The sequence below is a fragment of the Candidatus Polarisedimenticolia bacterium genome (genome assembly GCA_035764505.1).
Taxonomy (GTDB): domain Bacteria; phylum Acidobacteriota; class Polarisedimenticolia; order Gp22-AA2; family AA152; genus AA152.
The window spans coordinates 1-12,365 of the sequence record DASTZC010000141.1; the positions used below are offsets into that span (position 1 = coordinate 1).

Annotated in this window: 14 protein-coding genes; 12 read left to right on the forward strand and 2 right to left on the reverse strand. The window is 66.1% G+C overall.

Going from position 1 to position 12,365, the window contains the following annotated elements; genetic code table 11:
- Positions 1-116: 116 nt before the first annotated feature.
- Both VFW45_09815 and VFW45_09820 read right to left on the reverse strand, forming a co-directional pair.
- Positions 117-707 (reverse strand): zf-HC2 domain-containing protein, encoded by a 591-nt coding sequence (locus VFW45_09815; protein ID HEU5181079.1) that lies wholly within the window; start codon positions 705-707, stop codon positions 117-119.
- Positions 707-1,339, reverse strand: coding sequence for a sigma-70 family RNA polymerase sigma factor (locus VFW45_09820; GenBank protein ID HEU5181080.1), 633 nt, complete (start codon positions 1,337-1,339; stop codon positions 707-709). The genes VFW45_09815 and VFW45_09820 overlap by 1 nt, the downstream gene beginning before the upstream one ends.
- 176 nt (positions 1,340-1,515) lie before the next feature.
- Here VFW45_09820 and VFW45_09825 point away from each other — a divergent pair, with 176 nt between their 5' ends.
- The 12 genes from VFW45_09825 to VFW45_09880 all read left to right on the forward strand — a co-directional run.
- The gene (locus VFW45_09825; protein HEU5181081.1) at positions 1,516-2,703 is read left to right on the forward strand and encodes a diguanylate cyclase; all 1,188 of its coding nucleotides are present in this window, start codon (positions 1,516-1,518) and stop codon (positions 2,701-2,703) included.
- Between the two features lie 10 nt (positions 2,704-2,713).
- Positions 2,714-3,922, forward strand: coding sequence for a diguanylate cyclase (locus VFW45_09830; protein ID HEU5181082.1), 1,209 nt, complete (start codon positions 2,714-2,716; stop codon positions 3,920-3,922).
- Positions 3,923-4,603, forward strand: coding sequence for a tRNA (adenosine(37)-N6)-threonylcarbamoyltransferase complex dimerization subunit type 1 TsaB (gene tsaB / locus VFW45_09835; GenBank protein HEU5181083.1), 681 nt, complete (start codon positions 3,923-3,925; stop codon positions 4,601-4,603).
- A 20-nt stretch (positions 4,604-4,623) separates the two neighbouring features.
- Positions 4,624-5,049 carry a ribosomal protein S18-alanine N-acetyltransferase gene (gene rimI, locus VFW45_09840; protein ID HEU5181084.1) on the forward strand — a complete coding sequence of 142 codons (426 nt, stop codon included), beginning with the start codon at positions 4,624-4,626 and terminating at the stop codon, positions 5,047-5,049.
- Positions 5,050-5,170: 121 nt separating this feature from the next.
- Positions 5,171-5,416, forward strand: a complete 246-nt coding sequence (locus VFW45_09845) for a hypothetical protein (GenBank protein ID HEU5181085.1) — start codon at positions 5,171-5,173, stop codon at positions 5,414-5,416.
- A 58-nt stretch (positions 5,417-5,474) separates the two neighbouring features.
- Positions 5,475-6,131, forward strand: coding sequence for a phosphatidylserine decarboxylase (locus tag VFW45_09850; GenBank protein HEU5181086.1), 657 nt, complete (start codon positions 5,475-5,477; stop codon positions 6,129-6,131).
- Positions 6,109-6,885, forward strand: coding sequence for a CDP-diacylglycerol--serine O-phosphatidyltransferase (gene pssA, locus VFW45_09855; GenBank protein HEU5181087.1), 777 nt, complete (start codon positions 6,109-6,111; stop codon positions 6,883-6,885). Before VFW45_09850 ends, pssA begins: the two co-directional genes overlap by 23 nt.
- Complete coding sequence (locus tag VFW45_09860; protein HEU5181088.1) at positions 6,872-7,918, forward strand: Asd/ArgC dimerization domain-containing protein; 1,047 nt, start codon at positions 6,872-6,874, stop codon at positions 7,916-7,918. Before pssA ends, VFW45_09860 begins: the two co-directional genes overlap by 14 nt.
- Positions 7,915-8,718, forward strand: coding sequence for a hypothetical protein (locus VFW45_09865; protein ID HEU5181089.1), 804 nt, complete (start codon positions 7,915-7,917; stop codon positions 8,716-8,718). The genes VFW45_09860 and VFW45_09865 overlap by 4 nt, the downstream gene beginning before the upstream one ends.
- A 22-nt stretch (positions 8,719-8,740) precedes the next feature.
- A complete protein-coding gene (locus VFW45_09870; GenBank protein HEU5181090.1) occupies positions 8,741-9,982 on the forward strand; it encodes an FtsX-like permease family protein in 1,242 nt (413 codons plus the stop codon).
- Positions 9,975-10,703: an ABC transporter ATP-binding protein gene (locus VFW45_09875; protein HEU5181091.1), complete on the forward strand. Its 729-nt coding sequence runs from the start codon at positions 9,975-9,977 to the stop codon at positions 10,701-10,703. Before VFW45_09870 ends, VFW45_09875 begins: the two co-directional genes overlap by 8 nt.
- 54 nt (positions 10,704-10,757) lie before the next feature.
- A partial coding sequence (locus tag VFW45_09880; GenBank protein ID HEU5181092.1) for an ATP-dependent Clp protease ATP-binding subunit occupies positions 10,758-12,365 on the forward strand: 1,608 nt, incomplete at its 3' end.

A 12,365-nucleotide genomic window follows, 5' to 3' on the forward strand; every position in this document is an offset into this window, starting at 1 on the left:
TATAATGCGCAGTCAAAGAATTGTCAAAGATTTTCCCTCAACGAACGCAACGACTTGGGTCGCGGTCGGCAGGAGGCGCTAAAGCGAGGTCGAAGAAGCGTGTCGGAGGGAAGAGATCAGCGCGTGGGACGACGGGAGAGGAGCCGTACGGTTGCCAGTGCACCAAACCCGGCTGCCATGGCGGTCAACATGACCGTCAGAAGCACGGTCCAGAGGCCGTGCCAGGCGAGCAGTCCCCGAGGGGTCGCAAGAGGCGGAATCTCCGATCCGGTCGCGATCCCGGCCAACAACGAGAAGGCCGCCTGTCCGAGAGTAATCATCCAGTCGGTCAAAAGCGACGGCTCGGCGAAAGAGCCCGAGATCCACGAGGTGCGCGAGATCAGCGCGGCGCCGAAGCCGACCGAGGCGGCGAACAGACCGATACCGATTCCGAAAAGGACCTTGACCAGGCGCAGGTGGTCGCGGCTCCCCATCTTGCGCAGGGGGTCCCGGCGGACGCGCTCCATGACCGAGTGACGCAGCGTCTCGGGCGGTACGACCTGGGGCAGGCTCTCAAGTGCGGCAAGCGTGCGATGGTGGCCCACGACGCGCCGGCGGCAGGCTTCGCAGGCGTCGAGATGCAGCCGCACGCGCGAGGTTTCATGATGCGGCAGGCTTTCTTCCGCGAACTCCGGGAGCAGCGTGACGAGACGGGCGCAGGACTCCATCACTCCCCCAGCTGGCGCCGGAGAATCTCCCGGGCGCGGAAGAGGCGGTTCTTCACGGTTCCCAAGGGAAGCCGCTTGACGCGGGCGATATCCTCGTAAGAGAGCCCCTGCAGGTGACGCAGCAGGACCAGCTCGCGATAGGCCCCCGGCAGCTCGTCGATGGCGATCGAAATCCTCTCGCCCAGCTGGCGGGAGGCGAGCAGGTCTTCCGGTCCACGCGCGGCGCTCTTGAGCTGGATGGCCCCTTCCCGCCTTCCCGGATCCGACTCGGAGGGCTCGTCCAGCGAAAGCAGGACCGGCGCCTGCTTGCGCAGATGATCGATGCTCCGGTTGGAGGCGATGCGATACAGCCATGTGGAGAACCGGAAAGAGGGGTCGAACCGCTCGAGCGAGCGGTAGGCCTTGAAAAAGACTTCCTGGGCCAGGTCGAGCGCCTGGTCGTAATCGCCGATCATCCGGTAGATATAGTTGACGATCGGACGCTCGTAGCGGCCGATGAGTGTCCCATAAAGCTCCGTCTCGCCCGACAGGATCCGGGTAATGAGGAATTCGTCGGAGGGGAGCTCGGGCTTCGGAGAGATCGCGGAGCGAGATGAGGCTGCCGTGGGGGCAACGCTCGGTGGATTAGTCATCGGACCACTCCGAATCGGGGGGATTGGGGTGAGCAGCCGGATTCTACCAGGATTCCCCGCCTTTCATTCAAACGATATCGGAGCCGCGAAGTTTCATTGCCGGCATGGGAATTTGCAGTTGACAGCCCGTTTTTCGGCGCGTTAGGATAACTCCTGCCTGATCAATGGAGTGCGCATTGCAGGGTTGGTTTCACCCCCATCGAATCAGCCCCACCCAGATCGAGGCGCTCCAATCCCTCATCGACTCCGCCGGCTCCCTTGACATTGACGATTTGCAGCTTCCAGACGGGTTCCCCGTCCACAGCGCCCTGATTTCGCTGGTGTGCAACCTGCGCATGGCCGAGGAGGAGGCACGCGGCCACTGGGAGGCGATTGCACTGCATCGGGAGGAGCTCAGCTGGCGGCTGGGAAGGGATCCCGGCATCCGGGTCGCCGCGTTGGATCATTTCGTGAACCGCGAGCGTCTCCTCAGCAGCCCCAAGATGGTGGACGAGGGAAGCTTCGAGCGCGCCGCCCGAAGCGCCGAGGCCGATGGCGTGACCGGCCTGCTGGGGGAGCGTGCTTACCTCGCCGCTTTGCGCTCCGAAGCCCGCCGGGCCCACCGCAATGCGCAGGAATTCGTCATCGCGCTCCTCGATCTGGACGATTTTGCCGGCATGAACAGCCTATCCGGCCGGCGGACGGGAGATGCGGTCCTGCGTGAGACGGCGATGCTCATCCGCGGTCGGCTGCGCGACATGGATCTCGCGGCCCGCCTCGAGGGTGGAATTTTCGCCCTGCTGCTTCCGCTGACGCGGCGGATGGGAGGCTACGTGGCGGCGGATCGGATACGGGTCGCGGTTTCGGAGGGCTTCCTCCTCCCGGGACTCGCGCCGGGTATGAGCGTCACTCTTTCGGCGGGCCTGGCTGCTTTTCCCGAAGACGGCGACAGCGCCCTGCGCCTCCTCGACCAGGCGCGCTCCGCCGTGCGCTGGGCGGAGGAATCAGGGGGCAACCGGGTCGTCATGAGAACGCCGGAGAGACGCTCTCAGGTGAGGTACCGTCCCATGGGACCTGCCGGCGGAATCTGTGCAGATTTCTCACGCGGCGACCGCAGTGGAGTGGTCCGGGTACGCGAATTCAGCGCTGCGGGCGCGCTGCTGGAAGGGGGTTCCCCGGCCCAGCCGGGAGAGACGCTGGAGCTGCGCCTCGAGGGAGCCGCGGGAGAGTCGCTCCTGCTCGAGGCCCAGGTTGTCTGGGAGAGCACCCCCTCCTCCGGGGAGTTCATGACACGCACCGCGGTCCGCTTCCTCCCGCGCTCCGGCGAGCACCGCGAGGCTTTGGAGCGCTGGGCGGGCGCGCTCCGCCTGCAGGGGGTGGAATGAGGAGCAAGGCGTGATCACCCCCGATGAAGTCGAGAGGGTGAAAGGGGTTCTGCTGGCGCTGCTCGACGAGGACTCCCACAACGAGCATCGCCTGCTCTCGCGGCTGTCGCAGATTCGCGCCGAGACCGGAGTCCAGGTGCATGCCGCCCTGATGATGGTCCTGACGCATCTGACGATGGACGAGGAGGAGGCCCAGGCCCTGTGGAGCGCAATCCTCCAGCACCGCATCCACCTCGTCGCCCGGATGGGGCGGGAAGTGGGGCTGCGCGTCGCCGTCTTCGACTATCTGCTGAACGTGAACCGCAAGCTGACGCGTCCGCGAATCATCGAGATGTCGGTCTTCGAGGAATCGGAGCGTTCCGGCGCGCTCGATCCGCTCACCGGATTGCCCAATGCGCGCGCCTTCCGCGCGGGTCTGCAGCGCGAGCTGCGCAGGTCGAAGCGCTACGAGCTGGACCTGTGCCTCCTGGCCATGGACCTGGACAACTTCCGCGAAGTCAACGAGCGCTACGGCGATCGGGTCGGGGACATCCTTCTCAAGGAAGTGGCGATTCTCATCAAGAACAAGATCCGGGACATCGATCTCGCGGCGCGCCAAGGGGGAGAGGAGTTCGTTCTGATGCTTCCCGAGACCGAGCGCATGGGGGCCTACCTGGTGGCGGAGCGCATCCGGCGCGAAATCGAGCGGCATTTCGTGCGCCGCGGGGTGGACGGCAAACCCATCCGCCTGACCCTCAGCATCGGGGTGGCGAAATACCCGGAGGATTCCACGGTGGGCGAGCGCCTGCTGGCGCGCGCGGAGGAGGCCCTTTACCAGGCCAAGGCGCGCGGCCTCAACTCCGTCGCCGTCTATTACAAGGAGCGTCGCAACTTCATTCGCTTCGACCCGCACAGCCGTGGGCTGAGCGTGGATCTCGATTCCCCCGACGGATTGTTCGACGAATCCTCTTCGGTGGTGGCGCGCAATATGAGCCGCAGCGGATTGCTCCTGGAAACGGGCCGGGACTACGGTATCGGCCAGGAAGTGGTGATCAAGTGCCGGGAGGCGGATGGGCCGGACCGGATCACGCTGAAGGGAAGGGTGGTCCGCGTCGAGGAGCTGGAAGACGCGGGACGGCCCGGACGCTTCGACGTGGGCATCGCGTTCCTGCTGGAATGGGAGCACCAGGAAGCGGAAGTGGCGCGATTCCTCCAGCGGGAGCGCCTCGAGGTGGGATGAGTGCTCTGCGTCGGAGTGGATACTTCCACGCCCGCCGGGAGCATTGCCCTGGTGGAGCAGGATCGATTGGTGGCGGAGCTCAATGTTGACTCGGCGGGACACCACCAGGGAAGGTTGCTGAAGAGCCTGGATCTCCTCCTGGATTTCGCCGGCGCCGACTTCTCGAAGGTCGATCTGCTCGGAGTGGCCCTCGGTCCGGGATCTTTCACCGCGCTGAGGGTGGGCATCGCCACCGTCAAGGGGCTCGCCGTGGCCCGGAGCATTCCGGCCCGCGGGTTCTCGACCCTCTCGGCGCTGGGTTGGAGGTTCCGAACCTCCCGGCTTCCGGTGGCGGCGATGGTCGAGGCGGGGCGCGGTGAAGTGTATGCTTCGGTGGTCCGCTGGCAGGGAGACGAGCCGGTGTCCGTGCTGTCCGAGCGCGGCGAGGCGCCGGAGCGCTTCATCGGCAGCGTACCGACCGGCCCCGTGATCTTCACGGGGGACGGGTCGCGGGTCCACCGGGATCTGATTGGTCGCCTGCGAGGCGAGGCCGATCTGTTCGACTCCGGACCTTTTTTCCTCGGAACGGCGCTGGCGGAGATGGCCGCCTCGCGCGACCGGCAAGGAGCGCCGTGGTCTCTCGCTCATCTGAGACCGAACTACATCCGTCCTCCCGACGCGGAGCTGCCCCGCAGACGCTAGAGGGGTGCCGCATCGAGCCGATGCTCCCCCGGGACCTTCCGGAGGTCGTGGCCATCGAGCGCGATACCTTCCCGATTCCGTGGACCCACGCCAACTTCCTGCACGAGATCGAGAACAATCCCTTTGCCTGCAACCGCGTCGTCCGCTCTTCCAGCGGCGGCGTGGAGGCCTACGCGAGCACCTGGATCATCGACGCCGAGGTGAGGATCAACAATCTCGCGGTGAGCGCCGGATCGCGCCGGCAGGGACGCGGCGAAGCGCTCCTCAGGCACCTGATGGAGGTCGGCCGGGGTCTCGGATGCCGTCGCATCTCGCTCGAGGTGCGGCCCAGCAACACCGCGGCACTGCGCCTGTACGCCAAGCTCGGCTTCCAGGAAGTCGGACGGCGCAGGAACTACTACACCGACACTCACGAAGACGCGCTGGTGATGCGGGCTTCTTTGTAAAGAGGGCGCGCGAGGCTCAATTTGCGGGTTCCCGCACGGGATGCTAGACTGCTCGCAGAAATCCGATGAAGAACAACCCCACCCCGTATGTTTCATTTCCTGCCAGCAAGGAGGTGCCGCCATGGAGACCGATCCCCGGGAGCTCAAGGAAGTGCTTCGCAAGGAGAACGAGGAGTTTCGACTCCTGATGGAGTCGCATGCGGCTTGCGAGGCCCGGTTGCACGAGCTCCAGGGGAAAGGCTTCCTGAACGAAGAGGAGAAGCTGGAGGAAGTGAACATCAAGAAAAAGAAGCTCCTTCTGAAGGACAAGATGGAGATTCTGATGCGTCATTACAGGGACGGAAACCTCACGGCATCGTCCCGCTGAGGGAGATTCCACCGCAGGCGCTCTAAAGGGGGCGACCCCCCAACCCTCGAGGCTTCCCGTGCGGATCGCCAAGGAGTCGATGCCCTACTTGGTGGTCGGTCTGACTGTGGCGCTGGCCGCGGCGGCTCTTGGATTTCCCTTCCTTTCGGGCGGTGCCTTCGCCCTATCCGCATTCGTCGCCTATTTCTTTCGGGATCCCCGGCGTGAAGTCCCGCGCGATCCGGACGCCGTCGTCTCCCCCGGAGACGGCCGGGTGGTCGAGGTGCACCGCGACGAGACCGGCCGGACCCACATCGCGATCTTCCTCTCCCTTTTCGACGTTCATATCAATCGCGCCCCCGCGGCCGGGACGGTCCGCAAGCTGGACTACCGCTCCGGACGGTTCCTTCCCGCCAACCATGGAAAGGCCGGAATCGAGAACGAGCGCAACGAGATGACCTTGGAGACGGAGCACGGGGAAATCCGCCTGGCGCAAATCGCCGGCGTGATAGCCCGTCGGATAGTATGTTGGAAGCGGGTGGGAGACCGGGTGGAGGCCGGGGAGCGTATCGGCCTGATCCAGTTCGGCTCGCGCCTGGAGGTTGTCCTCCCCGCAGGAATCCCGGCGGCGGTGGCCGTGGGGGATAGAGTCCAGGGTGGCAGCAGCATTCTTGCAAGGAACCCGGCGGCGGCCGCGGTCCAGGAGAGACGGCTTGAGGAAGCGAGCACCCGGTAAAATCCGATTTCGTCGCGGGGCCACGCTCCCGAGCGTCCTCACCTCCGTCAACCTCTTCTTCGGCCTGATCTCGCTCCTGAAGTCGATCGGGGGGGAGTATTCCCTGGCGGCGCTGTTGATTGCGCTCGCCCTGGTTCTCGACGGCCTGGACGGTCTGGTGGCGCGGCTCACCGGGACCGCCAGCGATTTCGGTCGGGAGCTCGACTCGCTCTCCGATCTGATCTCCTTCGGCGTCGCTCCGGCAGTGCTGGCTTACTGCTGGGGTCTGTCCGATCTGGGCCGGCCCGGCATGGTGGCCGCTTTCGGTTTCGTGCTGTGCGGCGCCCTGCGGCTGGCTCGGTTCAACATCCAGACGAGCAGCACGGACCGCCGCCACTTCGTCGGACTGCCGATTCCCGCGGCAGCGGGCGCGCTGGCGGCGCTGGTCTATTACTATCCCCGCCCGGTACAAGACCCGGTCATGGGCATCCTGGTCTGGCTGCTGATGGTCACCCTTGCCATCCTCATGGTTTCGAAGATGCGCTATCGCTCCCTCAAGGAGCTGGACCTGAAGGCGCGAAGGCCGTACCCGGTCCTTCTCCTGCCGATCCTGATTCTTCTCGCCATCTTCGCCTGGCCCGAGCAGGTGCTCCTGGGCATGGCTTTCCTCTATATCCTCTCGGGTGTCGTCCCCCGCGGCTTGTTCTCGGCCAAGGGAGATGGGAGAGAAGGCACCACCCCGGTGCAGGCGACGCACGGCCATGGCTCGCCCTAGCGCCGAATCGAAGCCCACCCGGACGCTGAATCTCGCCCTGTTCGACTCCTCCACGCTCGTCGGCAAGGGAGTGAAAGGGCAGCTGGCGCGCCGCCGGTTTCCGATGGGCCGGGTGACGGTCTTCGACACGGGGGCGATGGAAGAAGGGGGAAACGTGACCGAGTTCGACGGCGAGGCGATGCTGGCGACCCGGCCCGATTTCGCCGCCATGGAATCGATCCATCTGGCGTTCTTCTGCGGGCCCGACGGCTCGGCGGGGGAATACCTTGATTGGCCGCGGCGCGGCGGGTTCGTCGCCATCGACCTGACTCTGACCACCAACCGCCGGAAGGGGATTCCCGTCGTCAACGCCGGGGTGAATCCTTTGGCAGTCAAGCGGCATGAAGGGCTGGTTGCCTCCCCTCATCCGGCCTCTCTGATCCTTTCCACCCTCCTGGCACCGCTGGCCAGGCTCTCGGCGTTGCGCGAGGTGGCCAGCGTCATCTTTCAGCCCGCCTCCGAGAAAGGGGAGGAAGGAATCGATGAGCTGTACCGCCAGACGGTCGGTGTGCTCAACTTCACCGAATTCCCCAAGGAGCGCTTCGGCGGCATCCAGGCGTTCAATCTGCTTCGGTCCCGACAGTCGGAGTCCCCCGCGTTCCCCGACGAGCTGCTGGCCCAGGAGGTGGGATTCATCCTCGGGGGGGCCCGGTTCCCGCACGCCGTCGCCACGCTGTCGGTCCCGGTCTTCCACGGCCACTCGTTTCTTTGCCGGGTGAGCTTTGCCGAGAGCGTGTCGAGCGAGGCGCTCCACCGGGCGCTGACCGGTCAGGAGGGGCTTCGCCGCCTGGACTCGGGTTCCGCTTCTCCGGCTGAGATGGCGGGCCAGGAGGGGATCGTGATTGGCGAGATCCGCCCCGACCCTTCGCTGCCGGGCGCCTTCTGGGTGTGGGGCGTGAGCGACAACCTGGTGAGCGGCACGGCACTGAACGCGGTCCGGGTGGCGGAAGCGCTCTATGAGCAGGGCGCGCTGTCGGCGCGGGATGCCTCGTGAAAGGCCGCATGCGACGCATGGCCGCCCGGGCGCTGGTCTTTCTGGCGCTCGCAGGAGGCCTGGCCGCGGCGGAGCGGGAAGAGCCGGCCGATCCGGAGACCCCCCGGGACACGTCGGCGGCGGCCTACACCCTCAAGGTGCACCTCGATCTGGAGAAGGCGCGCCTGGACCGGAGCCTCGCGGAATACGGCGCGACCGAGACGCGCCGCGAGGAAATCCGTGATCGGCTCACGCTGCTTTACCAGAAGCTCGGCACCGTCGTGCGCCGGGGCTCCGCCGCCGCGGAGGAGGACGACGAGGACTCGCTGGCGCTGCAGATCGACTCGGCCGAGCGTCTGGAGGCCACGACCAACGATCTCCTGCGGCGGCTGCGGGAGCAGATCGCCGACTCGCGGGAGCGCATGCGCTTCATCCAGGACCGGCTGGCGACCCTGCAGCGGCGGTCCCCGGAGGAGCCCGAGGGGCTGAGCGGCTCGTGGGACGTGGTCTATGCCCCTTCCAACGACCGGGCGATCTTCTCGCTGCGCCAGTCGGGAGCGATCATCGAGGGGGAGTACCAGCAGGATGGCGGCTTTCGCGGCAGCTTGCAGGGGACGCTGATCAACAACAAGGTGGTGCTGCACCGGATCGACAGCAAGCTGGGGGCCGTCTCGGATCTCGAGGGCCTGGTTGCGGCGGATCAGAAGTCGATCAAGGGCACCTGGCTGAGCCGCCTGATCGGCGACGGCACCGCTTCCACAGGCGCCTGGACCGGCAAGAAGCGGGAGAGCCGCAAGAAGCCGGAGAACTCCTCGCCGTGAGCGGCGGAGCGAGGGAGGGCCGGTGAGCTCCTACGAGCTCTTCATCGCCCTGCGCTACCTCACCGCCAAGCGCAAGCAGACCTTCGTCTCGGTCATCTCCCTCATCTCGATCCTCGGGGTCATCGTCGGCGTGGCGGCGCTGATCATCGCACTCGCGCTGATGACCGGCTTCCAGCAGGACATCCGCTCAAAGATTCTAGGCGCCAACGCCCACCTCACGATTTTCGGAGGCTGGGCCGGCAGGCCGATCGAGCGTCCCGAGGAGGTGGTCCGGATCCTGCGGACGGTTCCCGGGATTGCCGCATCCTCCCCCGTGGTCCTGCTCAAGGGGCTGATGGTCAGCGACCTCAACCCGGGCGGGACGGGCGTCGTGCTGAAGGGAATCCGCATCGAGGACGAGAAGCATGTCACCGATCTGGCGGAGAAGGTCGCCTCGGGAGATCTCTCGCGGCTTGCCGCGCGCGGCACCGGGCTTCCCGGCGTGGCGCTCGGGAAGGACCTGGCGGCGACGCTGGGCGTCGCTCCCGGCGATCGGGTGCGCGTCATCCTGCCGCAGCTCCAGATGACCCCCTTTCTCCCGGTCCCCAAGAGCCGCCCTTTCCAGGTGATCGCGCTGATCGATTCCGGCTTCTACGACTACGACTCGGCGCGTGGTTACGTGGATCTCGGCGAGGCGCAGTCGCTGGCCGGGCTGCAGGGCGCCGTGACCGTCGTGGAGGCGCGCCTGCAGAACCTCTCCCGCCTAAAGGAAGTGGGAGAAGCGGTCCAGAGGCGTCTGGGCAAGGATTATTTCGTGAACGATCTGGAGGCCATGAACAAGACCTTCTTCACGGCGTTGAACCTGGAGAAGCTGCTGATGAGCATCGCCGTGGGTCTGATCGTGGTGGTGGCGGCGCTGAACATCATTACGGTGCTGATCCTGATGGTCATGGAGAAGGTGCGCGACATCGGCGCGCTCCTGGCGTTGGGGATGCCGCCTTCCGGCATCACCCGCATCTTCATGGCGCAAGGGGCGATCATCGGCGTTTTCGGCACCACGGTGGGCTGCCTGCTCGGGCTGGGACTGTGCTGGTGGCTCGATGCCTATCACATCGTGAAGCTGCCGGTGGAGGTCTATTACATTCCTTACGTCCCGTTCAAGGTGCGTGCCGCGGACGTCGCGGTGGTCTGCGCCGTGTCGCTGCTGGCTTCCTTCCTGGCGACCCTCTACCCGTCGCGGCAGGCGGGCCGCCTCGATCCGGTCGAAGCGCTGCGCTATGAGTGAGCCGATCCTGCAGGTCCGGGAGCTGACCAAGAGCTTTCCTTCCGGCGGCCGGCGTCTCGAGGTGCTGCGGGGCGTATCGCTGCAGGTGGAGGCTGGCGAGATGGTGGCCATCGTGGGCGAATCGGGAGCGGGCAAGAGCACGCTGCTGCACCTGCTGGGCGGACTGGATCGTCCCGACTCGGGGACCATCCGGGTGGCCGGACGGGACATGGCCGCTCTCGGAGAGCACGAGCGGGCGCTGCTCAGGAACCGTGAAGTGGGTTACGTCTTCCAGTTCCATCACCTGCTTCCCGAGTTCACGGCGGAGGAGAATGTCATGATGCCGTGCCTGATCCGCCGCGCCGGCCGCGAGGAGGCACGCCTGGCGGCCCGTCGGCTCCTGGAAGAGCTCGGACTGAAGGAGCGCCTCGGGCACCGTCCCTCGGAGCTTTCCGGAGGCGAGCAGCAACGCGTGGCGCTGGCGCGCGCGCTGGTGACCGGACCCGCGATGCTCCTCGCCGACGAGCCAACCGGCAATCTGGATTTCCAATCGAGCGAGATTGTCTTCTCCCTGATCCAGGAGGCGGCCTCCCGCCGCGCCGCCGCCACCGTCCTGGTGACCCACAGCGAGCGGCTGGCGCAGCGCTGCCATCGCGTCTGCGTCCTCGAGGAAGGGGCGCTGCGCGACCTGTCGGGCAGCCGGTACAAATTCGGTTGGGGTTCCCCGGCCGGGAAGCTATAATGAAAACCGCGATGGCGTCTCGAGCCGCGCAGGCCGGGTAGCTCCAGGGCGGGGATGTTCGAAAAATACACGGAACGTGCGAAGAAGATACTCTTCCTGGCGCGCTACGAAGCGAGCCAGATGGGGAGCAAAGTCATCGCCTCGGAGCACCTGCTCCTGGGTCTCCTCAAGGAAGGCGACGAGGTGACCCGGGAGATCTTCCGGCGCTCCAACGTCAACGTCGAGCTCCTCCAGGCGGAGCTGGAGGCTCGCGGCCCCTCCGGTGAGAAGGTCTCCACGACCCTCGAGATTCCCTTCAGCGAAGAATCGAAGCGCATCCTGACCCACGCCGAGGAGGAAGCCGAGCGGCTGCTGCACCCCTACGTGGGCAACGAGCACCTGCTGCTCGGGCTGCTGCGCGTGGACGACTCCGCCGCGGGGCGGGCGCTGCACGAGAAGGGCATGCGGCTGTACGCGGTACGCGAGGACACCGTGGCGGTCTGGAAGGAGCGGTCCCTTCCGAAGAAGATCAAGGAGACTCCGTTCCTGAACGAGTTCTCGCGCGATCTCAGCGAGATGGCGTTCCGCCAGCTGTTCGATCCCCTCATCGGCCGCGATGCCGAGATCCAGCGGATGATCCAGATCCTGTCGCGCCGCCGCAAGAACAACATCGTCCTGCTTGGGGATCCGGGCGTGGGCAAGACGGCGATCGTGGAGGGCCTTGCCAGCCGCATTGCACAGGGCGAGGTCCCCTCGTCACTGGCCAACAAGCGCATCCTGGCGCTGGATCTCTCGCTGATCGTCGCCGGGACGAAGTACCGCGGGCAGTTCGAGGAACGCCTGAAGGGGATCCTCTCGGAGCTGATGGGCAACGAGAACATCATCATCTTCATCGACGAGATTCACTGCCTGATCGGCGCCGGATCGGCTGAAGGCTCCCTGGACGCCGCCAGCATCATCAAGCCGGCCCTGTCGCGCGGCGAGGTGCAATGCATCGGCGCTACGACGCCGAAGGAATACCACCGCCACATCGAGCGCGACCGCTCGCTGGTGCGGCGCTTCCAGTCGATCAAGATCTCCCCTCCGAGCGAGGAGGAGACGGTGCGCATCCTCTTCGGGGTGAAGGATCGCTACGAAAAGTTCCACCATGTGCGCTACTCCGACGAGGCGCTGGTTCAGGCGGTCTACCAGTCGAGCCGCTACATCAGCGACCGCTTCCTTCCCGACAAGGCGATCGACGTCATCGACGAGGCGGGGGCCCGGGTGAAGCTGTACCGCAGCGCCTCCTACAAGCAGCTGCGCGAGATGGAGCAGGAGATCGAGCGGGCCGTCTCCCACATGAAGGCCTACCTGTTCCGCAAGGACTTCGAGAACGCCGTGAAGCACCACGACGAGGAGCTGGCCCTGCGCCGCAAGTACGAGGAGTGCCGCCGGCGGGATCAGGCGGCCACCGACGCCGAGCTGGAAGTGACCCGCGACGACATCGAGGAGGTCATCTCGAAGTGGACGGGGATCCCGCTCGCCTCGGTGCGCAAGGAGGAGATGGAGAAGCTCGTGAAGATGGAGGAGACCCTGCACCACCGGATCGTCGGGCAGAACGAGGCGATCTCGGCCCTGTCGCGGGCCATCCGCCGCTCGCGCGCCGGCCTCAAGAACCCGAACCGGCCGGTCGGCAGCTTCGTG

Coding starts and splice junctions, on each gene's coding strand:
- VFW45_09815 (HEU5181079.1), bottom strand. CDS start 707: ATGGAGTCCTGCGCCCGTCTCGTCACGCTGCTCCCGGAGTTCGCGGAA.
- VFW45_09820 (HEU5181080.1), bottom strand. CDS start 1,339: ATGACTAATCCACCGAGCGTTGCCCCCACGGCAGCCTCATCTCGCTCC.
- rimI (HEU5181084.1), top strand. CDS start 4,624: ATGCTCCCCCGGGACCTTCCGGAGGTCGTGGCCATCGAGCGCGATACC.
- VFW45_09845 (HEU5181085.1), top strand. CDS start 5,171: ATGGAGACCGATCCCCGGGAGCTCAAGGAAGTGCTTCGCAAGGAGAAC.
- VFW45_09860 (HEU5181088.1), top strand. CDS start 6,872: ATGGCTCGCCCTAGCGCCGAATCGAAGCCCACCCGGACGCTGAATCTC.
- VFW45_09875 (HEU5181091.1), top strand. CDS start 9,975: ATGAGTGAGCCGATCCTGCAGGTCCGGGAGCTGACCAAGAGCTTTCCT.